Origin of the sequence: Pseudomonas asgharzadehiana (assembly GCF_019139815.1) — a bacterium.
GTDB classification, from domain to species: Bacteria; Pseudomonadota; Gammaproteobacteria; order Pseudomonadales; family Pseudomonadaceae; genus Aquipseudomonas; species Aquipseudomonas asgharzadehiana.
In genome coordinates, this window is sequence record NZ_CP077079.1 from 4861361 (window position 1) to 4885019 (window position 23659).

The 23659-nt window shown below is 61.2% G+C and carries 16 protein-coding genes, 3 tRNA genes and 1 riboswitch; of the genes, 2 read left to right on the forward strand and 17 right to left on the reverse strand.

All coding sequences use genetic code 11. From position 1 onward, the window contains the following. Window positions 1–333: 333 nt before the first annotated feature. The 7 genes from KSS96_RS21980 to ltaE all read right to left on the reverse strand — a co-directional run bounded on the left by KSS96_RS21980 (window position 334) and on the right by ltaE (window position 6290). Window positions 334–410, reverse strand: a tRNA-Arg gene (locus KSS96_RS21980). 72 nt (window positions 411–482) lie between these two features. Then, window positions 483–559, reverse strand: a tRNA-Arg gene (locus KSS96_RS21985). Window positions 560–667: 108 nt separating this feature from the next. Then, window positions 668–758: transfer RNA gene (locus tag KSS96_RS21990), tRNA-Ser, on the reverse strand. A gap of 62 nt (window positions 759–820) precedes the next feature. Continuing rightward, the gene (gene csrA / locus KSS96_RS21995) at window positions 821–1009 is read right to left on the reverse strand and encodes a carbon storage regulator CsrA (RefSeq protein ID WP_003175645.1); all 189 of its coding nucleotides are present in this window, start codon (window positions 1007–1009) and stop codon (window positions 821–823) included. A 175-nt stretch (window positions 1010–1184) separates the two neighbouring features. Beyond that, a complete protein-coding gene (locus KSS96_RS22000) occupies window positions 1185–2426 on the reverse strand; it encodes an aspartate kinase (protein ID WP_017529425.1) in 1242 nt (413 codons plus the stop codon). A gap of 94 nt (window positions 2427–2520) precedes the next feature. Next, on the reverse strand, window positions 2521–5139 hold the full coding sequence (gene alaS, locus KSS96_RS22005; RefSeq protein ID WP_017529424.1) for an alanine--tRNA ligase: 2619 nt from the start codon (window positions 5137–5139) through the stop codon (window positions 2521–2523). A 146-nt stretch (window positions 5140–5285) separates the two neighbouring features. Next, entirely contained in the window at window positions 5286–6290 is a 1005-nt protein-coding gene (gene ltaE, locus KSS96_RS22010; protein ID WP_217855321.1) for a low-specificity L-threonine aldolase, read from the reverse strand. 190 nt (window positions 6291–6480) lie between these two features. Next, window positions 6481–6650: riboswitch (FMN riboswitch) on the forward strand. A gap of 97 nt (window positions 6651–6747) precedes the next feature. Here ltaE and KSS96_RS22015 point away from each other — a divergent pair. After that, the gene (locus KSS96_RS22015; protein ID WP_003175649.1) at window positions 6748–7257 is read left to right on the forward strand and encodes a 6,7-dimethyl-8-ribityllumazine synthase; all 510 of its coding nucleotides are present in this window, start codon (window positions 6748–6750) and stop codon (window positions 7255–7257) included. Between the two features lie 72 nt (window positions 7258–7329). On the opposite strand, the gene astE is transcribed toward KSS96_RS22015, so the two are convergent. The 7 genes from astE to KSS96_RS22050 form a co-directional block, all read right to left on the reverse strand. Next, complete coding sequence (gene astE / locus KSS96_RS22020) at window positions 7330–8334, reverse strand: succinylglutamate desuccinylase (RefSeq protein ID WP_017529422.1); 1005 nt, start codon at window positions 8332–8334, stop codon at window positions 7330–7332. Between the two features lie 11 nt (window positions 8335–8345). After that, entirely contained in the window at window positions 8346–8633 is a 288-nt protein-coding gene (locus KSS96_RS22025; RefSeq protein WP_017529421.1) for a hypothetical protein, read from the reverse strand. A 26-nt stretch (window positions 8634–8659) separates the two neighbouring features. Further along, window positions 8660–10006 (reverse strand): N-succinylarginine dihydrolase, encoded by a 1347-nt coding sequence (astB, locus tag KSS96_RS22030; protein WP_017529420.1) that lies wholly within the window; start codon window positions 10004–10006, stop codon window positions 8660–8662. Between the two features lie 156 nt (window positions 10007–10162). Continuing rightward, window positions 10163–11632, reverse strand: coding sequence for a succinylglutamate-semialdehyde dehydrogenase (gene astD / locus KSS96_RS22035; protein WP_161979904.1), 1470 nt, complete (start codon window positions 11630–11632; stop codon window positions 10163–10165). Next, entirely contained in the window at window positions 11629–12654 is a 1026-nt protein-coding gene (astA, locus tag KSS96_RS22040) for an arginine N-succinyltransferase (protein WP_017529418.1), read from the reverse strand. The genes astD and astA overlap by 4 nt, the downstream gene beginning before the upstream one ends. A 60-nt stretch (window positions 12655–12714) precedes the next feature. Beyond that, complete coding sequence (gene aruF / locus KSS96_RS22045; protein WP_017529417.1) at window positions 12715–13734, reverse strand: arginine/ornithine succinyltransferase subunit alpha; 1020 nt, start codon at window positions 13732–13734, stop codon at window positions 12715–12717. Between the two features lie 260 nt (window positions 13735–13994). Continuing rightward, window positions 13995–15215, reverse strand: coding sequence for an aspartate aminotransferase family protein (locus KSS96_RS22050; RefSeq protein ID WP_065876830.1), 1221 nt, complete (start codon window positions 15213–15215; stop codon window positions 13995–13997). Window positions 15216–15514: 299 nt separating this feature from the next. Between KSS96_RS22050 and KSS96_RS22055 the strand changes: the two genes are divergently transcribed. Beyond that, window positions 15515–20563: a leucine-rich repeat domain-containing protein gene (locus KSS96_RS22055; RefSeq protein ID WP_217855322.1), complete on the forward strand. Its 5049-nt coding sequence runs from the start codon at window positions 15515–15517 to the stop codon at window positions 20561–20563. Between the two features lie 10 nt (window positions 20564–20573). On the opposite strand, the gene KSS96_RS22060 is transcribed toward KSS96_RS22055, so the two are convergent. From KSS96_RS22060 to KSS96_RS22070, 3 genes are all read right to left on the reverse strand, one after another. Then, window positions 20574–21554: a GlxA family transcriptional regulator gene (locus KSS96_RS22060; RefSeq protein WP_017529414.1), complete on the reverse strand. Its 981-nt coding sequence runs from the start codon at window positions 21552–21554 to the stop codon at window positions 20574–20576. Between the two features lie 200 nt (window positions 21555–21754). Beyond that, window positions 21755–22519: an ABC transporter ATP-binding protein gene (locus KSS96_RS22065; protein WP_017529413.1), complete on the reverse strand. Its 765-nt coding sequence runs from the start codon at window positions 22517–22519 to the stop codon at window positions 21755–21757. Window positions 22520–22546: 27 nt separating this feature from the next. Further along, on the reverse strand, window positions 22547–23659 hold the full coding sequence (locus tag KSS96_RS22070) for a succinylglutamate desuccinylase/aspartoacylase family protein (RefSeq protein ID WP_017529412.1): 1113 nt from the start codon (window positions 23657–23659) through the stop codon (window positions 22547–22549).

Below are 23659 nucleotides of genomic sequence, written 5' to 3' on the forward strand. Positions count from 1 at the left end.
CAGCAGCGGGGCACGCCGGAAGGATCAATCAGTCAATTCATGATTGGTAAAACGGGGTACTGAGTAACTACTGGGTAAGTCCATGGAGGTATTCCACAAGCCCCGGCGGGGCTGACGGGCGCAATGATACACCGCTCGGCTGGTTTTAACGTCAAAAAACTGGAAAGAACAAGCGCTTGCGAGCCAAAGTTGAGTATTGGCTGCATCTAGGATCTGCGACGACGCAGCGCGAAAGGAAAACACATGAAGGCGAGAGAAAAACAGCGCTTGGGATAAATCTTACTCAAACCCCAGACGGCAAAAAGCCCGCACTAGGCGGGCTTTTTGTTTGTATGGTGCACTCGACAGGATTCGAACCTGTGACCGCTCGGTTCGTAGCCGAGTACTCTATCCAGCTGAGCTACGAGTGCAGATTGTGTTTTTAGACCAGATCACAACTGGCTGAAGCCAAGCTACCTGCATTGCTGCAACTAACTCTTAAATGGTGCACTCGACAGGATTCGAACCTGTGACCGCTCGGTTCGTAGCCGAGTACTCTATCCAGCTGAGCTACGAGTGCATTTGTTGCCGCGCATTATAGGCCGTTCAATCTCTATGTAAAGCTATTTTTTCGTTTAACTTCAACAACTTAACGAAAAAACCAGATTGCAACGTACTAAGCAAATAATGGCGGAGAACGGGGGATTCGAACCCCCGACACCCTTTTGAGGTGTACTCCCTTAGCAGGGGAGCGCCTTCGGCCACTCGGCCAGCTCTCCGCAACACGGGGCGTATATTAACCACGTTCATCCCCGTTTGCAAACATAAAAAACGATAAAAATTAAAGGCTTGGTTCTTCGTCCTTCTCTTTCTTGATCCGCAGGTAGATTTCCTCGCGGTGGACCGCTACCTCTTTCGGAGCGTTAACCCCGATACGTACTTGATTGCCTTTGACGCCGAGCACGGTCACGGTGATTTCGCCATCACCGATAATCAGGCTTTCTGCGCACCGACGAGTCAGAATCAGCATACCTTTCTCCTCACGCATTTCAGTTCAGGAACAACAGTCTGCAAAAAAAAGGCGTTCGACCTACGACCTGATGGACGCAGCCCTAACGGCCTAAGTATTGTCGAGCGCAGGCAAAAGACCATGCGCCCTACAAAAAAAGGAAAGGCGCGGTAGTCCGCGCCTTCCTGGCAACACATCACTCGCCCTGTCGGGCCGGAGCGTCCAGCTCAAAAGCGGTATGCAGTGCGCGTACAGCCAGCTCCAGGTACTTCTCTTCGATCACCACCGAGACCTTGATTTCCGAGGTGGAGATCATCTGGATGTTGATGCTTTCCTTGGCCAGTGCGCCAAACATGCGGCTGGCAACGCCGGCGTGGGAACGCATGCCTACACCCACGATCGAGACCTTGGCGATCTTGGTATCGCCCACCACTTCGCGGGCGCCAATTTCGCGCGCAGTGTTCTCCAGGATTTTCAGCGCCGCATCGTACTCATTGCGGTGCACAGTGAAGGTGAAATCGGTGGTGTTATCGTGCGAGACGTTCTGCACGATCATGTCGACTTCAACATTCGCATCGCTGATAGGGCCCAGAATCTTGAAAGCCACGCCCGGGGTGTCTGGCACGCCACGGATAGTCAGCTTGGCTTCATCACGGTTGAAAGCGATACCGGAAATGATCGGCTGTTCCATGGATTCCTCTTCATCAATAGTAATGAGGGTGCCCGGACCCTCTTTGAAGCTGTGCAATACGCGCAGCGGAACGTTGTACTTGCCGGCGAACTCCACCGCGCGGATCTGCAACACCTTGGAACCGAGGCTGGCCATTTCCAGCATCTCTTCAAAGGTGATCTTGTCCAGGCGCTGGGCCACCGACACCACGCGCGGGTCGGTGGTGTAGACGCCGTCCACATCGGTGTAGATCTGGCATTCATCAGCCTTGAGGGCTGCGGCCAGGGCCACACCGGTGGTGTCCGAACCACCGCGCCCGAGGGTGGTGATGTTGCCGTGCTCGTCCACACCCTGGAAACCCGCTACAACTACCACGCGGCCTGCTTTCAGATCAGTACGAATTTTCTGATCATCAATTTGCAGGATGCGCGCCTTGGTGTGCGCACTGTCGGTAAGGATGCGCACCTGGCTGCCCGTGTAGGACACCGCCGGTACGCCACGCTTGTTCAGCGCCATGGCCAACAAGGCGATGGTCACCTGCTCACCGGTGGACACGATCACATCCAGCTCACGCGGCAGCGGTTGCTGGTCGCCGCTAATGGCCTTGGCCAGATCGATCAGGCGATTGGTCTCGCCGCTCATGGCAGACAGCACCACCACCAGGTCGTCGCCGGCATCGCGGAACTTCTTAACCTTGTCGGCCACCTGCTCGATTCTTTCAACAGAGCCGACCGAGGTGCCTCCAAATTTCTGTACGATCAAAGCCATTTCCAAGCCGCCTCAGCCCGTAAAGGGGCGCCTAATATCCAATCAACCCACACCGCATGGCCCGCGAGTGAACCACGGGCCAGTCAGCTGTGCCTTAAATACCCGCTTCGACAAACGGCACGGTCAAGGCCAGGGCCGCGTCCAGGGCACCGGCGTCTACACCACCGCCTTGCGCCATGTCCGGACGCCCACCGCCCTTGCCGCCCACTGCCGCAGCGGCTTGCTTCATCAAATCACCAGCCTTGAGTTGGCCAGTCAGGTCCTTGGTTACACCGGCAACCAGAACGACCTTATCCTCATGGACACTGCCGAGCAGGATCACTGCGCGGCCGAGCTTGTTCTTCAACTGATCGACCAGGGCCAACAACGCCTTGCCGTCCTGACCGTCCAGGCGTGCGGCCAGGACCTTCACGTCCTTGACGTCCACCGCAGAAGCCGACAGATCGTCGCCCGCTGCGCTGGCTGCCTTGGCTTGCAACTGCTCCAGCTGTTTTTCCAGCGCACGGTTGCGCTCCAGCACGGCGGACAGTTTGTCGATCAGATTGTCGCGGCTGCCCTTGACCAGGCTGGCCGCCTCCTTGAGTTGTTCTTCACCCGCATTCAAATAGGCCAGGGCCGCAGCGCCGGTGACCGCTTCGATACGACGCACACCAGAGGCCACGCCACCTTCGCTGATGATTTTCAGCAAGGCGATGTCGCCGGTCCGGTTGGCGTGGATACCGCCGCACAGTTCTACCGAGAAATCGCCGCCCATGCTCAATACACGCACGCTGTCGCCGTACTTCTCGCCGAACAGCGCCATGGCGCCCTTGGCCTTGGCGGTCTCGATATCGGTCTCTTCGGTTTCTACGGCGGTGTTCTTGCGAATCTCGGCGTTGACGATGTCTTCCAGGGCCTTGATCTGCTCAGGCTTGATCGCTTCAAAGTGGCTGAAGTCGAAGCGCAGGCGCTGGCTGTCGACCAACGAACCTTTCTGCTGAACATGGTCGCCCAGCACCTGGCGCAGCGCGGCGTGCAGCAAGTGCGTGGCCGAGTGGTTCAGCGCGGTGGCGTGGCGTACATCGGCATCTACCTGGGTGTCGACCGGCGCGCCGATAGTCAGGTTGCCCAGCACCAGCACGCCGTGATGCAGGAACGCACCGCCGGTCTTGGTGGTGTCGCGCACTTCAAAGCGCCCGGAAGTCGAACTCAGGAAACCACAGTCGCCGACCTGGCCACCGGATTCGGCGTAGAACGGCGTCTGGTCCAGGACCACCACCGCTGCGTCGCCTTCGTTCAGCACGTCGACCGATTTGCCGTCTTTGTAAATGGCAACGATCTTGGCCGAGCCAACGGTTGCGTTGTAGCCGGTGAACTCGGTCGGTACGTCAACCTTGACCAGGGTGTTGTAGTCCAGGCCAAAGGAGCTGGCGGAACGCGCACGCACGCGCTGGGCCTCCATCTCACGCTCAAAACCGGCTTCATCGACGGTCAGCTCACGCTCACGGGCGATGTCGGCGGTCAGGTCCATCGGGAAACCATAGGTGTCGTAGAGTTTGAACACCACGTCGCCCGGCACCACGGTGCCTTTGAGCTCAGCCAGGTCCTGCTCCAGAATCTTCAGGCCGTGTTCCAGGGTCTTGGAGAATTGCTCCTCCTCGGCCTTAAGCACACGCTCGATGTTGCTTTGCTGCTGCTTGAGTTCCGGGAACGCTTCGCCCATCTCGGCAACCAGCGCGGCCACGATTTTGTAGAAGAAGCTGCCGGTGGCGCCCAGCTTGTTACCGTGACGGCAAGCGCGACGGATGATGCGGCGCAACACGTAGCCACGGCCTTCGTTGGACGGCAGCACACCGTCGGCGATCAGGAAACCGCAGGAACGGATGTGGTCCGACACCACCTTGAGCGAAGACTGGCTTTCATTGGCGCAACCAATGGCCGCCGCCGACGCGCTCAGCAGGTTGGTGAACAGGTCGATTTCATAGTTGGAATGAACGTGCTGCATCACCGCACTGATCCGCTCCAGGCCCATGCCGGTGTCCACCGACGGCGCCGGCAGCGGATGCAACACGCCATCGGCGGTGCGGTTGAACTGCATGAACACGTTGTTCCAGATCTCGATATAGCGGTCGCCGTCTTCTTCCGGCGAGCCTGGCGGGCCGCCCCAGATATCGGCGCCGTGATCGTAGAAAATCTCGGTGCAGGGGCCGCACGGGCCGGTATCGCCCATGGTCCAGAAGTTATCGGAGGCATACGGCGCGCCTTTGTTGTCGCCGATGCGGATCATGCGCTCGACGGGCACGCCGATGTGCTGGGTCCAGATGTCATACGCTTCGTCGTCCGTGGCGTACACGGTGACCCAGAGTTTTTCCTGGGGCAGCTTCAACACGCCGGTCAGGAAGGTCCAGGCGAAGGTAATCGCGTCTTTCTTGAAATAGTCACCGAAGCTGAAGTTACCCAGCATTTCGAAGAATGTGTGGTGGCGAGCGGTGTAACCGACGTTCTCCAGGTCACTGTTCTTACCGCCGGCGCGTACGCACTTCTGGCTGCTGGTGGCGCGGGTGTAGGCGCGTTTTTCCTGGCCCAGGAAGCAGTCCTTGAACTGGTTCATCCCCGCGTTAGTGAACAGCAGGGTCGGGTCATTGCCTGGGATCAAGGAGCTGGAGGAGACACGGGTGTGACCTTGCTCTTCGAAGAAGCGAAGGAAGGCTTCACGGATTTCTGCGCTTTTCATTAGGTTCTTCCACGGAGGCTGCGGCCAAAGGCCAGTGCGCAACATCATCAGACGGAGCGACGGCAAAAGGCCGCATTATATCGGCCCTTTGCCGGTGGTACAGCGTGTTTATGCGATAGAGAAGCTCAATTAGACGGTCAACACGCTCATTTGCGCGAAAAATCGACGAATGCCTTGAGCACCTGCTCAATCTGAGCCCGGCTCACATCCAAATGGGTGACCATACGCAGGCGCGGCGCGGCGCTCAACTTGATCCCGCGTTCGGCGGCAAAGGCTTGGAGCGCCGAGGCCAGGTCACCGACGCGCAGATAGACCATGTTGGTCTGCACCGGCTCCACCTCATACCCCGCTTTGCGCAATTGGTCCCCCAGCCACTGGGCGTTGGCGTGGTCGTCAGCCAGGCGCTGCACCTGTTGATCCAGCGCATACAACCCGGCTGCCGCCAGAGAACCGGCCTGGCGCATGCCGCCGCCGACCATCTTGCGCAAACGGCGGGCCTTGGCGATCAGCGCGGTGGAGCCGCATAGCACCGAGCCAATCGGCGCACCGAGGCCTTTGGACAGGCACACCGACACCGAATCGAAATGCTGGGCGATCTCCCGCGCGTCTACCCCCAACTTGACTGCTGCGTTATAGAGGCGCGCCCCGTCCAGATGCAGAGCCAGGCCATGCTCACGGGTAAAGGCCCGCGCCTGGGCCAGGTAATCCAAGGGCAACACCTTGCCCTGCATGGTGTTTTCCAGTGCCAGCAGGCGGGTGCGGGCGAAGTGGAAATCGTCCGGTTTGATCGCTTCCAGCACGTGCTTCAAATCCAGGGAGCCGTCTGCCTGCACTTCCAGCGGTTGCGGCTGGATCGAGCCCAGTACCGCCGCGCCACCGCCTTCGTATTTGTAAGTGTGGGCCTGCTGGCCAACGATATATTCCTCGCCGCGCTCACAGTGAGCCATCAACGCCAGCAGGTTGCTCATGGTGCCGGTGGGCACGAACAACGCGGCCGCAAACCCCAGGCGCTTGGCCAGTTCGGCTTCCAGACGATTGACGCTGGGGTCCTCACCGTAGACGTCATCGCCGCTGACGGCACTGGCCATCGCATCGAGCATGCCGGGGGTGGGCTGGGTCACAGTATCGCTACGCAGGTCAATCACAGTCATGAAGCAGGCCTCGGGCAAGTTGGATAAGTCCTTTTGTGAGTGATTACTGCGGGCAAAGCCGAGGAATATCAAGCCCCGTCTGCACTCAATCGAATACCAACCAAACAAACCGATATAGCTTATCGATACGGCGCTCGTGCAGTTTTTGAAAAACCATGTTAAAAACTCTCCGCCGCCAGGGTTCTGGCGGTAACGTTCTCAGGGCGGGGTGTAACTCCCCACCGGCGGTAATTACACGCAATGTGTATAGCCCGCGAGCGCTTGGCGCCTCGAACTGCTCACGCGGGACGGCGACAAGGTCAGCAGACCCGGTGTGATCCCGGGGCCGACGGTCATAGTCCGGATGAAGAGAGAACGGGATTGGCACCTAAGGGCCGCGCGCCTGTTCGCGCATGCGTACCCTTAAATCCCATTCGATTCATAACGCCCTGTTTTTTTCTTAAACAGGAGTCAGAACATGCAACCCACCGCTATCGACAGCAAAAGCAAAAACCATCATGGCGAGCGCGTCGCGTTTATCCAGGCCTGCTGGCACAAGGATATTGTCGACCAATCCCGTAAAGGCTTCCTCGCCGAAATGCTCGTTCAGGGCTACCAGGAATCGGACATCGATTTCTTCGAAGTCGGCGGCGCCTTTGAAATGCCCCTGCACGCCAAACTGCTGGCCAAGACCGGCCGTTATGCCGGTATCGTCGCCGCCGCACTGGTGGTGGACGGTGGTATCTACCGTCACGAATTCGTCGCCCAGTCGGTGGTCAGTGGCCTGATGCAAGTGCAACTGGAAACAGAAGTACCGGTGTTCTCGGTCTCCCTGACCCCACACCATTTCCATGCGGGCAGCGAACACCATGCATTCTTCCACGATCACTTCGTGCACAAGGGCCAGGAAGCGGCACGCACCTGCGCCGACACGCTGCACAAAGTCCGTGCGATCCGTCGCAGCGAACCGCGTGCGGTAGCGGTCTAAGCCACACCGCCAAACAAAATGTGGGAGGGGGCTTGCTCCCTCCCACATTTGGAACTACACGAGCCTTGAGATCTACGCCAGACCGGCCTCTGTAGTCGGCACAATCAGAATCCCCGCCCGCAAGCCGTTCTTGACCTTCGGGTTGGGGAAGATGATGCGTGCGCCCTCCTCCTCGATCACCCAGCGGGTCTTCGCCACGTCTTCGGCCAGCAAATAGCCCTTTTCCAATTCCGAAAAGTTTTCCACGTCTGCCGGTAGGTGCAGCAGGAAGGCGTCGCTGTGCTTGATCACCTCCCGCGCAACGGCAAACAGCTTCAGACCGTCGAGGCTGTCAGCCTCAGGCTCGGTGCCTTCGATGATCTGCTTCAGGCGCAGCTCCAGGCGCGACACATCCACCCCCTGGTTCTGCCCGAACGGCCGGGCCTTGCCCAGTTCCAGGGTGAAGGCCTCGGCGTCCAACTGCTCGTAGGTAAAGGCCGAGAAGGTGATCGAGGCCTTGTTCTGCATCAGCACCGCTTCCATGCCGGCGGCGCGCAGGCGCGAAAGCTCACGACGCGAGTGCTGGCGCCCTTCCTTCCAGGGGTACAGGGCGAACTGCTCGATCTTCGAGCCGCGGATGGCCGTGTGCAGGTCGTAATGCAGGCGCGAACGGCCAGGCTGGCTGAAAAAGCTGCGGGCCAGTTGCTCCAGTTCGGCGGCGCGCATGGCTTCGGGGCCGATGTTGCTTTCATGACGGCCGTTGAACAGCCGGTTGATGTCCAGTTCGAGATAACGCTCGCCGCGGCGCATGGCCTCGGGGTTGCCGAACAGGAACAGAATACGGGTGCGGGGCTTGATCTCCCCACGGGCGATGCCATGCAACAGGCGGTCGAGCAGTTCGATCGGCGCGGTTTCGTTGCCATGGATGCCGGACGACAGCAGCAGGTCGCCGCCGTTGTCCCGAGCCTGCGGCGGGCGCACTTCAAGCGCACCCTCGCTGAGCCAGCGCATCTGCACGCCGTCGACAGTCAGTTGAATTTTTTGCGCCGGTTCGCGACCGGCGAGGGTCAGTTCAAGCAGTTTGCCGAGGGCGAGCATACGCAGCTTCCTTAGTGGTTGCAGCCTGGGCCGTGGACGTGATCGTCGTCATCACCTTCGACGTCGGCCGGTTCCATTTCCAGTTGCAGGCTCATCAGGTTGGTGGCCAGTGGGCGCATCAGCAGGTTGGCGTACTCGGCATCGCCTTCTTCCACATCCACGCCGATCAGCAGTTGGCCGCGGCCGTCGTGCTGGATCCAGATCTCCTTGCCCTGCCAGACCACGGCGACGCGGGTGCAGGAGGTTTCCAACTGGGTGCCGTCGGTGTCTTCAAGGATAAGTTGCAGGGTGTCGGTCATAAATAAAAGCTCTCAGCCGTGCGGCATTAATTGATCTGGAAAGGATAAACCGAGCCCAGTTTAAGGATTTGCGTCAGTTCATCCAGTGCCGTCCGGCACTCAAGCAGCAATTGCGGGTCAGCCAGGTCGGTTTCACGCAGGCTGTCGCGGTAGTGCTTGTGGACCCACTGGGTCAGCGTGTCGTACAACGGCGCGGTCATGATAACCCCTGGGTTCACGGCCGCCAGTTCAGTTTCGTTCAGCGCCACGCGCAAGCGCAGGCACGCCGGGCCACCACCGTTCTGCATGCTTTGCTTGAGGTCGAACACCTTCACTTCGCGGATCAGCCCACCGGAGGCGGTGAGGCCTTGCAGGTAGTGCCACACACGTTCGTTGGCACGGCATTCCTCCGGCACGATCAACAGCATCGAGCCGTCCGGGCGGGTCAGCAATTGGCTGTTGAACAGGTAGGAACGCACCGCGTCCTCGACGCTGACCTGCGCACGTGGCACGCACACCGACTGGAAGTTGCCGCCCAGCTTGCCCAACTTGCCTTGCAGCTCGGCGAGCATCGGTTCGGTATTGAGGAACGCATCCTCGTGATAGAACAGCACTTCGCCATTGCCCACCGCGATCACGTCGTTATGGAACACGCCGGCATCGATCACCGCCGGGTTCTGCTGGGCATAGACCACGCCTTCGTCCTTCAGGCCGTGCAGGCGTGCAACGGCCTGGGACGCTTCGAGGGTCTGGCGCGCCGGGTATTTCTGCGGCGCGGGGTAACGCGGGTCGAATGCACTGCGCCCGAACACAAAAAACTCCACGCCCGCCTCGCCGTATTCACGGCAGAAACGCGTGTGGTTGGCCGCGCCTTCGTCGCCGAACTGCGCCACAGCCGGCAACGCGGCGTGGTGGGCGAAGTGCTTGCCATCGGCAAACATCGCCCCCAGCACGCGGCTGGTGGTCGGATGCTCGATGCTGCGGTGGTATTTGCAGTTGAGGTTGGCGGCGGTGAAGTGCACGCGGCCGTCAGACGTGTCGGCGCTCGGGCTGACGGTGGCGGCGTTGGCCACCCACATGCTTGATGCCGAGCAACTGGCCACCAGCAACGGCATGGCTTGCCTGGCCGCCTGCTCGATCACCTGGGCATCAGTGCCACCGAAACCGAGGCTGCGCAAAGCGGCTACGTCCGGGCGTTCCTGCGGTGCAAGCACGCCTTGCACAAACCCCATGTCCATCAGGGCTTTCATTTTTTGCAGGCCCTGCAACGCAGCTTCCTTGGGGTTGGAATGCTGCTGGCTGTTGCTCTGGGACGCGACGTTGCCGAAGGACAAACCGCCATAGTTATGGGTCGGCCCCACTAGACCGTCAAAATTGACTTCATAGGATTTCATCGGCGAGGCTCCACGAACATCTGTTTTTATAAGGCAGCAAAAGTCTTTAAAACACCATAAATCCAGTGTGGGAGGGGGCTTGCTCCCGATAGCAGTCTGTCAGTTATGAATCAGGTGACTGACACACCGCTATCGGGAGCAAGCCCCCTCCCACATTCAGATCAGTGTTATGCCGGGGGTCAGCGTGGCCGGCACCACCAGGCTCGGGGTCTCCAGCGACGCCACCGGGTACGCGCAATAATCCGCCGCGTAATACGCACTGGCGCGATGGTTGCCCGAAGCCCCTACCCCACCGAATGGCGCGGTGCTGGCGGCGCCGGTCAGTTGTTTGTTCCAGTTGACGATACCGGCGCGACTTTGCAGCCAGAACTGCTGGTAACGCGCTTCGGAATCCGACAGCAAACCGGCAGCCAGGCCGTACTGGGTGTTGTTGGCCTCGGTGATCGCCGCTTCGAAATCAACGTAGCGAATCACCTGCAGCAGCGGGCCGAACAGTTCTTCGTCTTCGCGCTCGGTGACGCCGGTCACATCAATGATGCCGGGGGTCAGCAACGCCGCCTGATCCTGCGGCTGGGTCATTTCAAGCAGCGCCACGGCGCCGTTGGCCAGCATCAACTCCTGGGCTTGCATCAAGGCCTTGGCCGCGCCGAGGGAAATCACCGAGCCCATGAACGGCGCCGGTTGTTGATCGAAGGCGCCCACCTCAATCGTGGCGCTGACCGCCACCAGGCGCGCCAGCAACGCATCGCCCCAGGCACCTTGCGGCACCAACAGGCGACGGGCACAGGTGCAGCGCTGGCCGGCCGAGATAAACGCCGATTGGATAATCGTGTAAACCGCCGCATCCACGTCGGCCACTTCGTCGACCACCAGCGGGTTGTTGCCCCCCATTTCCAGCGCCAGGATCTTGTCCGGACGCCCGGAGAACTGCTGGTGCAGGTGATTGCCGGTGCGGCTGGAACCGGTGAAGAACAAACCGTCGATGCCTGGGTTGGCCGCCAACGCGATGCCGGTCTCCCGCGCGCCTTGCAGCAGGTTCAGCACGCCCGCCGGCAAGCCGGCTTCGATCCAGCATTGCACGGTCAGCTCGGCGACTTTGGGGGTCAGTTCGCTCGGCTTGAACAACACGGTGTTACCCGCCAGCAAGGCCGGGACGATATGCCCGTTGGGCAAGTGCCCAGGGAAGTTGTAGGGGCCGAACACCGCCACCACGCCGTGAGGTTTGTGGCGCAATACGGCGGTGGCGTCGCCCAGGGGGCCGCTCTTCTCGCCAGTACGTTCACGGTAGCTTTGCACGGAGATGGCGATCTTGTTGGCCATGCTGGTGACTTCGGTGGCCGATTCCCACAGCGGCTTGCCGGTTTCCTCACCGATGCAGCGGGCGATTTCATCAGCGCGGCGTTTCAGGATACTGGCGAAGGCTTCCAGCACGCCGATGCGCTCTTCCAACGAGCGCTGGGCCCACGCCGGGAACGCCTGGCGCGCGGCCTGCACGGCGGATTCAACCTGCTCGACGCTGGCGCCATTGCCGGCCCACAACACCTGTTGGGTTACCGGGTTACGCGATTCAAATAGCTCACCCTGGCCAGCCAGCCAGCTCCCTGCGATATACAACGAATTCATTATTTCGACTCCCGAGCAGCGGACAACGGTACAGCGCGCACTTGATCACCCACCACCAGTTGCAGGCGTTTGGCGGTCTGCGGATCAACCACCAGGGTGCCGGCGGCAAGGCGCGCCGGTGCGGCGGTGATGCGGCAATCTTCGCGCTTGCGGTTATGGATCAGGAACGGCGTGGCGTCGTCCCCCGGCGTGCCAATGGCCAGCACCAGCGACTGGCTGTCGCGCACCGCACGGATCTTGGCGGTTTCGCACTCCACCGCCGGGCCGGCGTCAAAGATGTCGACATAGCCCTGGTAGCTGAAACCTTCGCTCTTGAGCATGCTCAGCGCCGGCTCGGTGTCTGGATGCACCTTGCCGATCACGTTGCGCGCATCCTCGGACAGGAAGCAGCTGTACAACGGAAACTTCGGCATCAGCTCGGCGATAAACGCCTTGTTGCCCACGCCGGTGAGGTAGTCGGCCTGGCTGAATTCCATCTTGAAAAAGTGCCGGCCCAGGCTTTCCCAGAACGGCGAACGCCCGGCCTCGTTGGACACGCCGCGCATCTCGGCGATGATCTTGTTACCGAACAGCTGCGGGAATTCGGCGATAAACAGCAGGCGCGCCTTGGCCAGCATGCGACCGTTGAGGCCGTTGCGGTAATCGGCGTGCAAAAACAACGAACACAGCTCGGAATTGCCGGTGAGGTCGTTGGCCAGGAACAGCGTCGGGATCTCGCGGTAGATGTTCAGCTCCTGGGAGGCGCTGACCGTCAGGCCGACCCGGAAGTTGTACCAAGGTTCACGTAGTCCAACGGCACCGGCGATGGCGGAAATACCCACCACGCGGCCTTCATCGTTTTCCAGCACGAACAGGTAGTCCGCGTCGCCGCGCCCGGCGTCGCCGCGAAAGGTTTTTTCGGCCCAGCCAACCCGGTGGGTCAGGCGCTCTTCGTTGGCCGGCAAGGTGGTCAAGCCGGTGCCGGTGCTGCGCGCCAGATCAATCAGGGCCGGTAAATCGCTGCTGCGTACGGGACGAACGATCATGCTATCTCCTCAGACGGGCCGCTTTGCAGCCACCCGCGAAACTCTGTTTTATACCGGCTCTCAAACTGCAACAAGACGCACGCTGGCGCCTTCGCCAACGCCCAGCGCTTCAGCCGCCGCCAGGTCCAGGGTCACCGGCTTGCCGGGGGCGTAGTCCAGTTCCAGCATCACCGCGCGGTAATCCTGCAATTGCGCGTTGCTCACCAGGTACTGGCGGCCGACACCCTTGGCCATCTCACCGATCTTCACCGGCACCACGCGGCTCTGGGCGATCGAGCGAATGCCCGAAACCCGTGCATGCAGCGTCGGGCCGCCATCGAAGATGTCGATGTAATGGTCGGTCTCGAAGCCTTCGCGCATGAGGATGTCGAAGGTGATCTGCGCACGCGGGTGCACCTGGCCCATGGCTTCCTGGGCTTCGTCCGGCAGCAGCGGCACGTAGATCGGGTAATGCGGCATCAGTTCGGCGAGAAAGGTGCGGCTCTTCAGCCCGCACAAGCGCTCGGCGGCGGCGTAGTTGAGGTCGAAGAAGTTGCGGCCGATGGCGTCCCAGAACGGCGAATCACCGTTCTCGTCGCTGTAGCCGACGATCTCGGTCACCACCGAGTCGGCAAAGCGCTCGGGGTGGCTGGCGACGAACAACAGACGGCCACGGGAGTTGAGTTCCGACCACGGCGAACCGACCAGCGCAGGCTTCACATAGAAACTGGTAAGCAGGCTGTTGCCGGTGAGATCGTGGCACTGGGAAAGCACATGGATCTTGTTGTGGATCTTCAGCTCGCGGGAGGCGTGCACAAAGGTTTCGTTACGGAAACTGTAAAAGGGCTCCGAGTAGCCGGCCGAGGCGACGATGGCCGAACAACCGGCGAGCTGGCCGGTCTCGGTGTCTTCGAGCACGAAGAAATAGCTTTCTTCACCGTTGAAACTCACCTCGGCCGCGAAGGACGCTTCGCTGGCGGCGATCTTGTCGCTCAGGCGTTCCACATCGTCCGGCAAGGAAGTGACACCAATCGGGCTGTCCGCAGCCAGACGCTGTACCTCGCCCAGATCAGCCATTTGCGCGGGGCGCATCACCAGCATGGTGTCACTCCTTAACTCGAAAAACTCATAGAAAAAAATACCAGGCACAGTCCAGAAACCAGTGACGTCCGGTGTGGGAGGGGGCTTGCTCCCGATGGCAGTGTGTCAGTTGATGAATGAATTCACTGACACACCGCCATCGGGAGCAAGTCGAATCGTCGCACCGCCCCTCCCACATTTGGATCTTCACCGCTCCAACTGACGGGCCCGGCATAAAAATTTGGGTTCGATGCTCAATCGCGCGGGCATCGAACGGTCCATCATGCTTGCGTCAGTGTTTTTACAGCCCGCTCAAAACGATCCAGGCCTTCATTGATGTCCGCTTCGTCCACCACCAGGCTCGGGGCAAAACGCACCACGTCGGGGCCGGCTTGCAGGATCATCAGGTTTTCTTTTTCGGCCGCGTTGAACACGTCCTTGGCCTTGCCTTTGAACGCGTCGCTGAGCACGCAACCGATCAACAGGCCCATGCCGCGCACTTGGGTGAAGATGCCGTATTGCGTGCCGATCCGCTCCAGGCGCGCCTTGAACTGTTCATGCCTGGTCTTGACGCCGGCCAGCACCTCGGGTGTGTTGATCACGTCGATCACCGCCTCAGCCACCGCGCACGCCAGCGGGTTGCCGCCGTAGGTGGTGCCGTGAGTGCCGACCACCAGGTGCTTGGCCAGCGCTTCAGTCGTCAGCATGGCCGCGATCGGGAAACCGCCGCCCAGGCTCTTGGCGCTGGTGAGGATGTCCGGCACGACGCCGTAGTGCTGGTAGGCAAACAGGTGGCCGCTGCGGCCCATGCCGGTTTGCACTTCGTCGAATACCAGCAGCGCGTCGTTGGCGTCGCACAGCTCGCGGGCCCCTTGCAGGTAAGCCAGTTCGGCCGGCAGTACACCGCCTTCGCCCTGGATCGGTTCCAGCACCACCGCGCAGGTCTTGCCCGACACGGCGGCTTTCAGCGCCGCCAGGTCGTTATAAGGCACGTGGGTGATGCCGGTAATTTTAGGCCCGAAGCCATCGGAGTACTTGGACTGGCCACCGACGTTGACGGTGAACAGGGTACGGCCGTGGAAGCTGTTCAGTGCGGCGATGATTTCGTACTTTTCACTGCCGAAACGGTCGAACGCCACGCGACGGGCCAGCTTGAACGCGGCCTCGTTGGCTTCGGCGCCGGAGTTGCAGAAGAACACGCGCTCGGCAAAGGTGGCGTCGATCAATTTATGCGCCAGGCGCAGGGCCGGCTCATTGGTGAAGACGTTGGAGACATGCCACAGCTTGTTGGCCTGTTCGGTCAGCGCACCGACCAGCGCCGGGTGGGCGTGGCCCAACACGTTGACCGCGATGCCGCCGGCAAAGTCGATCAGCTCGCGACCCGCCTGGTCCCATACGCGGGACCCTGCGCCACGCACAGGTATGAACGCGGCAGGTGCGTAGTTGGGAACCATGACCTGGTCGAAATCGGCACGTTGCACCGGGGCTTGCTCAACGGACATCGGAGTCTCCTGAAGAGGAACGCCTGCCTGGAACTGGCGGGCGATGCAGGGATTGTAAGGACAGTTTTCAGCGCGGCCTTGCCGCCAAGCGACAACTTCTTATAGCGCCAACCCGCGTTTTTGGCGGGTTTACGCCAATGCGACAAATAGCGTCGCAAAGGCGCAGTTTAAACCGTGCAGGGCCCGAGAGGCAGAGGCATGCACGGCTGATTTGCCGCCACGCGCTAACTATCTGAAGCCTGAACGAACCCAAAGCCTGTTTTGATCTCGGTGACTCAATTCACTGAAGGATCAGCCACATGGCTTCCGCTGTCATTCAAAGCGTTATCCAGGCCACACGCATCGCGCCCGCCGGTGTACACACAACGCTGCCAAGCTGGCTGGGAAACGCCTCAGCCGCCAAGCGCCAGGCATTAAAAGCCACACCGATGGTATTTGCCGACTGGCATGCCACCACCAGCCGCGAACGGCAGGCGCCGCTCAAACTGGCGCTGGCGACGAACTGGAACGCGCACAATCAGGTGGACAGCGCCCTGGCGACACTCCAGACCCCGCAACAGTTCGCCGCGCCCCTGCTGCAGCAAGCGCTCAAGCAACGGTTCGGCCTGGACGCCGATGTAACGACCACCTACCTGCGCCTGTACACACCGCTGACGACCCCGCTGCTGCCCGTGCCGACCGGCGGCGCGAAAGTCTGGACCGTGTCGCTGCTTTCGGCCGCGCTGCATAACTTCGACGCGGCCGAAAGCCAGCCGCACGCTTACACAAACGACTCAACCTTTATCACCCAACCCAGCGCCACCGGGCAGTTCGACACGTTGCCCTCGTTCGCCAGCAAGGTCAGCATCCGACAGTTCATCCAGCTGTGCCGCGAGCTGGATATCGGCGCGCGCTACCAACGCTACCTCAAGCGCTTTTTCGGCTTCGAAGACGCCACCGTCAAGGCCACCCTGCGCGACACGCTGATCCAAAGCCTCAAGGCCGAGGCCAACACCAGCCTGCATATGGCGCGCCTGAAAAAAGACGTGAGCGACGCCGCCTTTTACACCCTTCAGGGCCAACTCGAAGGCCTGCGCGGCATGATGCTGGAAGGCAAATTGCTGCTCAGCCACGACCTGAGCCTGATGGCAGCGCCGCTGACCGGTATCGTGCTGTTCGCCGCCGACCTGGAGGCGCACCACGATTCAACGCCCGTGGTGGCTTACATCCCCGGTGACCCACAGGCGCCGCTCAAGTACTACCCCAACGGCACGGCGTTCATGCTCGACCTCACCTCGAAGCTGCGCAGCGCCGACTACCAGAAGTTCTTCTGCCGCTTCGTCAAACAGGAGCACCGCGGCTATTTTTTCGCCGACCTTAACAATCGCCTGTCGCAAGTGGCCTGGCACAAGCCCAAACCCGGCGACCCACGACCGGCCTGGCGCGAAAAGCCCGTGGCGGAGCCCAACCTGCAGTTTTTCGCCACCAAGATCAGCGGCGGCCTGTACGAACACCTCTACGAAAACAAACTCAACCAGCTGCTCAATGACGCACGCGTGACCGCCGTGTCCAGCGCCGACGCCGATCGCCAGGCGCGCTGGCAACGCTGGAGCATCGTGCAAAAAGTCGCCAAGGCGATTCTCGAAGTGGCGGCCTTTATCGCCACCCCCTTCATACCGCCGCTGGGGGCGTTGATGCTCGGCTATACCGCCTTCCAACTGCTCGACGACACCTTCGAAGGCATCCTCGATTGGGCCGAAGGGCTCAAGCGCCAGGCCTTCGGCCACCTGATGTCGATCCTTGAACAAATGGTGCAACTGGGGATGTTCGCGGTGGGCGCGCCGATTGCCGAAAGCCTGCTACGACAGGCGCTGCCCCAGCCACTGTGGGATTTTTTCGACACGCTTCACCCGGTCAGCGGCGAAGACGGCAAAACCCGCCGTTGGAAGCCTGACCTCACGCCCTACGCCCACGACATCACCCTGGCTGCCGAATCATCTGCCAACCCCGAAGGGCTGCACACCCACCAAGGCAAACAGATCCTGGCGCTCGACGGCAAACACTTCGCCGTTGAGCAACGCGCCGGCCACGCATTCATGCAACACCCGACCCGCCCGCACGCCTACCGCCCCCGGATCATGGGCAACGGCGCGGGCGCCTGGGTCACCGAAGTGGATCAGCCTTTGAGCTGGGACCGCGCCACCCTCCTGCGCCGACAAGGCCCACTCGCCGAGCACCTCAGCGACGCACGCCTGGAGGAGGCGCGGCTGATCAGCGGTACCGATGAACCGGCCCTGCGCAAGCAGTTCATGGACCGCCAGCCACCGCCGCCCCTGCTAGCCGACGCACTCAAGCGCGTCACCCTCGACCAACAACTGCAAGACTTCATCGACCAGATGAACAGCGACGACCCTGAGCTGTTTCAAAAAGCCGATTCACAGACCCAACTCTGGTTGCTCAGCAATACGGCCCTGTGGCCTGCATCCAAAACCCTGCGCTTTCTCGACGCCGAAGGCCGCACGTTGTGGGAACTCAAAGGCAAGGAAAACGCCGCAGTGGTGCAGGTCCACCAAGCGCAGTTGAAAAATGGCGACCTGCTCAAGACCCTGCTCGAAACCCTCGACGAACCCGAACGCAAAATCCTACTGGAAGAAGAGTTTGGCGCGGCCGTCACACAGCCCCACGTGCGCGCGGCCAAACTGCGCAAACGCCTGGCGCGCAAAGCCGAGGAGAAACGCTTTGCCCTGTTTGACGCGCGTTATCGCGGCCAGGAGGTCACCCACGACCCTCGCGTGCAAAAAATCATCGACACCACGCCCGGCCTACCTACCAGCACCGCCGAAGAGGTGTTGCGCGAAGCGACCGGCCAGGAGCTGCTGGAAATCGACCAGGGCAGCCTGCCCGCAACCTTGACGGAACGTGCACGTTGGGCGGCGCACCAAGTCAGGATCAGCCGCGCCTACGAAGGGCTGTACCTGGACTCGGTGGACAGCAGCGACACCCATCGCCTTGCCCTGCACACCTTGCAAAAGCTGCCGGGCTGGTCGCCCCAGGTGCGCCTGGTCGTCACCGACTACTCGCGCACAGGCCGCGTGCGCGACTCAATCGGCACGCCTCAAGCGCCGATCCAACGTACGTTGGTGCGTACGGCCGAGGGCGCTTACGTTCCAGAAAACGGCGAGGGCACGCTCTTTGGAGAAACCGACTTCTATACAGCGGTGCTCCAGGCACTCCCCGACGCCCAGCGCGACGCGCTGGGCATGCAGATCGGCCAAGGCCGATTGCTGCGCCAGACCTTGCGCCAACACGCGCTGACGCGCGAAGAGGTTGGCACGCTGCTCGCCGAGATGCCCGTGCGCAAGCCTCTTTACGACCCGAAACTGATGCGCCTGCCAGGGGGCATGGAAGGCTATGACCGGACCTCACCCACGCCTGGCCCCAGTGGGCAACCGTCGCTGGAAGATCGGCTGCGCGATCTTTACCCCAGCCTGAACCCGGAAGAAGTGCGCAATGTGCTGGAAGCCATGCGCGCCCAAGCGGGTCCGCCGTTGCTGACGCTGCAATCCGTCAAAAGAGAATTGCTGAGATTGCAAGCCGACCTGGCGACCTGGCTTCACAACACGCCGCAGACGTTCCTCGATACGCAGATCCCCCTGAGCCGCGCGGTGATCACGGCCGAGCGGCACAATCGAGCGCGGTGGGTAGAAGAAATAGTTCACGCCTGGCGCCATGAAACCCCGTCCGATAGCCATTTCCCCAACCCCGATGACAACGGCCTCACGCTGCGCCTCACCCAGCCGATCTATGGCGAACTGCCAAAACTGAGCGCCAACTTCGACCACATCTCCTACCTGGAATTGAACAGCTATGTGTCCACCCGAGGCACACCGGCGTTCCTGGCCCAATTCCCCAAGCTGCGCAGCCTGAATATCCACGGCATAGCCCTGCGAACACTGCCCACCGAGGTAACGTCGCAACCCCATCTCAATGACCTGACACTGCGCAACACGGCCATCAAGTTGACCGCGCAAAGCCGTGAAAACCTGGCCAGCCTGCGCGGGTTAAAGACCCTCGACCTGTCCAGCAACCCGCTGACGCTGGCGCCCAACCTTGAACACATGACCGACTTGCAGCTGCTGAACCTGAGCCACACAGAGATTGCCCAAGCGCCCCAAGGCCTGACGGACCTGCCCCACTTGATCGACGCCAGCCTCAGCGACAACCAGTTTCAAGCACTGCCCGATGCCCTCTTTACGTTGCCGGCCGAACGCGCCAAGGCCTTTGATTTTTCCGGCAACCCGCTCTCGCGGGCCACCCTGGAGCGGGTCAAAACCTATTGCCAGCAAACCGGCGAACACTTCGGCGCGGATGCCGGCCTTGAAGAGCGGCGCCGGGTCCATGAGCTCTACCCTACCTTCACCGACAGGGAGGCCAGCCAATTTATCTTCAAGCTGCCGCGCAGCCTGGACGACGCAATGGCTACCCTCACCGACATGAAAGCGGACTACGAGCGCCTGCAAACAGACCTTGAGCAGTGGGCGGTGGAAGTCCCCGAGCGACACCCCGTCACCCACGCCCCCCTGGACACCCGAACGCGCGCGCAACAGCAAATCACACGGCGGGCGTTCAAGACGTTGCTGCAAGACTGCTGGCGCCGGGAAACCGCCCTGTACGCGGATCATGAGTCGCCGCGAGACACTCACGAACTGGTCAGCACCCACGCGATCCTGGGGGATTTGCCGGCACTGAACGTGAGCTTTAACCATGTCGCGAGGATTGAACTGGTGGGCGAGCACCATACGTCGATCCCGCCGGGCTTCCTCAAGCGCTTCCCTCAGCTTGAAAGCTTGCTGGTGCATCGCTACGCATTGCCGGACATCCCACTGGAGGTGTTCAACCTGGCCAAGCTCAGGTCGCTGAGCCTGACGTTCAGCGGCCTGCGCCTGAGCCCTGCCAGCGCCGACGCGTTAAGCGGCCTGGAGCACCTTAACTACCTGGACCTGAGCGAAAACCCGCTGGGCATTACACCGAACGTACGCTTGATGACCGGGCTCTCAACGCTGATGCTCTCGAATGCCGGGCTTACCGAAGCCCCCGCGGGCGCATTCAACCTGCCGCTGCTCGATCAACTGGATTTGAGCGACAACCAGATCACCGAGCTTCCCAGCGACATTCTTGAAATCACGCCTGACCTGGCCGATGGCTTCGATCTGAATGGCAACCCACTCTCACCCGCGACAATTGCCATGCTGCGCCCTTACTACCGACGCCATGCGGTGGACTTTGGCGTAGTAGAAGTCACGCTGGACCCGCAGATGAACCCGCTTGCTGCGTCACCCGACGTGTCCGAGGAGGAAATGGAACAATAGAGCCTGCGGGTCAACCGCGTTCGGACGGCACCGAGGACAATTCAAAGGGGCTGCTGCTGCGTCGTTGGTTGCGGTCTTCACGCGGCGTGGCGCCGAAAAAGTTGCGGTAGGCACTGGAGAAATGCGGCCCCGAGGAAAAGCCGCAGGAGAGGCCGATCTGGATGATCGACTTGCTGGTTTGCATGAGCATCTGGCGCGCCTTGTTCAGGCGCAGTTCCAGGTAATACTGGCTGGGAACGCGGTTGAGGTACTGCTTGAAGATGCGTTCAAGTTGTCGTCGCGACACGCACACGTGCTGGGCGATTTCGTCGGTGGTCAGCGGTTCTTCGATATTGGCTTCCATCAACAACACCGCCTGGGTCAGCTTCGGGTGGCTGGAACCCAGGCGGTTTTGCAGCGGAATCCGCTGGCGTTCGCCGCCTTCGCGGATGCGCTCCACCACCAGCTCTTCGGACACCGCGCCGGCAAGCTCGGCGCCGTGATCACGGGCAAGTACCGCCAGCAGCAGGTCGAGCACCGACATGCCACCGCAGGCGGTCAAGCGGTCTCGGTCCCAGTCGAACAGATGGCTGGTGGCGATGACCTTGGGGAAGCGCTCGGCGAAATCGTCCTGCCAGCGCCAGTGCACGGCGGCGCGGTAGCCGTCGAGCAGACCGAGTTGGGCCAGTGGATACACGCCTGCCGACAGACCACCGATCACGCAGCCGGCCCGCACAAGTTGCTTGAGGGCACTGCTCAGTTGAGAGGCGATGACGGTGGGCGGTTCGTCAGCCAGCAGGAACAGTTTCTGGAAGCCTTCGAGCTTGCCGGCCCATGGCTCGCCCGGCAGTTGCCAGGCGCCGTCGGTGGCAGGTTCGGCGAGCAGGAACGACAGCTCGTAGACCACATCCGGATGCACCCGCTGAGCAACGCGCAAGGCCTCCTCAGCCAGCGCAAGCGTGAGCGCTTTTGTGCTGGGCCAAATCAGGAAACCAATTTTGTGGGCGGTCATGTGGGAGCTATCCGAAACAAAAACAGTGAAAGAAACTGTGGGGCAATGCTAGCCCGTAAACCAATACAAAGCTCAAAAACAAATCTGGGAGGGGGCTTGCTCCCGATAGCGGTGTACCAGTCAGCACATGTGTATCTGATGGACCGCTATCGGGAGCAAGCCCCCTCCCACCTAAAGCGCCAGCAATTTCAGCAGGGGTGTTATTTCAAGCTGCCGGACAGGAACTGCTGAAGGCGCTCGGACTGTGGATTGACCAGCACTTCCCTCGGGTTGCCGCGCTCTTCAACAATGCCTTTGTGCAGGAACACCAACTGGTTGGACACTTCGCGGGCAAAGCCCATTTCGTGGGTCACCACCACCATGGTGCGGCCTTCCTGAGCCAGGTCCTGCATCACCTTGAGCACCTCGCCAACCAACTCCGGGTCGAGCGCCGAGGTGGGTTCGTCGAACAGCATCACCTCCGGCTCCATCGCCAGGGCACGGGCAATCGCCACGCGCTGCTGCTCGCCGCCGGACATGTGGCCGGGGAACGCATCCTTACGATGCCCAACGCCGACTTTGGCCAGGTAGTGCTCGGCCTTTTCACGGGCTTCTTTCTTCGACACGCCCAGCACATGCACCGGGGCTTCCATCACGTTCTCAACGGCGGTCATATGCGACCACAAGTTGAAATGCTGGAACACCATGGACAAGCGCGAACGCATGCGTTGCAGTTGCTTGGGGTCGGCGGCCTTCAAGGCGCCGTCCTTGTTGGCCACCAGTTTCAGCTCTTCGTTATTGAGCAGGATCTTGCCGGCGTGGGGTTGCTCCAGCAGGTTGATGCAGCGCAAAAAGGTACTTTTGCCCGAACCGCTGGAACCGATGATGCTGATCACATCACCGGCCGCGGCGGCCAGGGACACGCCTTTGAGCACTTCATGACTGCCATAGCGTTTATGCAGGTCTTGGACTTCAAGCTTGTACATGCGGTCGGTTCTCACAAAAACAGGTGGTCAGTCGTTGAGCAAGCGCCCGTGCCGCAGCGCATCGCGCCCCGCCACCTTGGCCAGCCAGAAACCCGCTTGGGCATAACGTAGCCGTTCAACGGCAAACAACACCCCCGAGGTGCCCGCGCAGATGACGCTCACGCGGTCTTCCAGGGGGTCAATCACTTCAAAAATCGCATCGCCCTTCTCAACCCAGTCACCGGCCTTACGCAGGTAACTGATGACCCCGGCGTGGGGGGCGAACAGCAATTGCGTACCTTCGAAAGGCATGCCTTCGCAAGGCTCGAACTGCGGCTCCGGCCATTGACCTTTGATCAGGCCCTGCTCGGCGAGGAATGCGAGGATGCCTTCGGCGTGGAAGATCGCTTCATCCCGGCCGGTATCGGCCTGGCCACCCAATTCCAGGGTCGTCGCCAGGCACGCCAGCGGGATCTGCGCCTCAGGGAACATCCGCGACAGACGCAACCACGGCAACGAGCACGCTTCATCGAACGAGCTGCCGCCGGAATCTTCCGCCAGCAGGCCGACCTTCACGTTCAAATGCGCCGACAGCGAACGCCACTGCGGCCAATGCTGGGGCAACGCGTACATATGCAGCGCGGCCTCGGCGTCGCAGTGCAAGTCGAGCACCACATCGGCGGTGCAGGCGTGGCTCAGCAAGATACGCTGCATGCCTTGCAACTGGCTGCTCGGGGCCGGCAACGCGCTGAGCGCGGCGCTCATGGCCTGACGAATCATGCCCACGTTGGCGTGGGCATCATCGCCCAGCCGGCCTTGCAGCAACGCCGCGACCGGTTCGCTCAATTCGACGAAATCACGGTTGAAATTCTTGCCGCTGCCTACCTCGAAACGCCCTTGGTGGCTGCCTTGCAGCAACTGGCCCAGGCCCATCGGGTTGGCCACCGGTACCAACTCGATTACCCCGTTGAGGGCGCCTTGACGTTCCAGTTCGCCGAGGCGTTTTTTCAGTTCCCAGGCGGCGCGCATGCCGGGCAGTTCATCGGCGTGCAGGCTGGCCTGGATATAGGCCTTGCGCTCGCCACTGCCAAAGCGGAATACGCTCAGTTGGCGTTCGCAGCCCAGATGCCCCCAGGGCAATAGGTGATCGATACGTTCCAT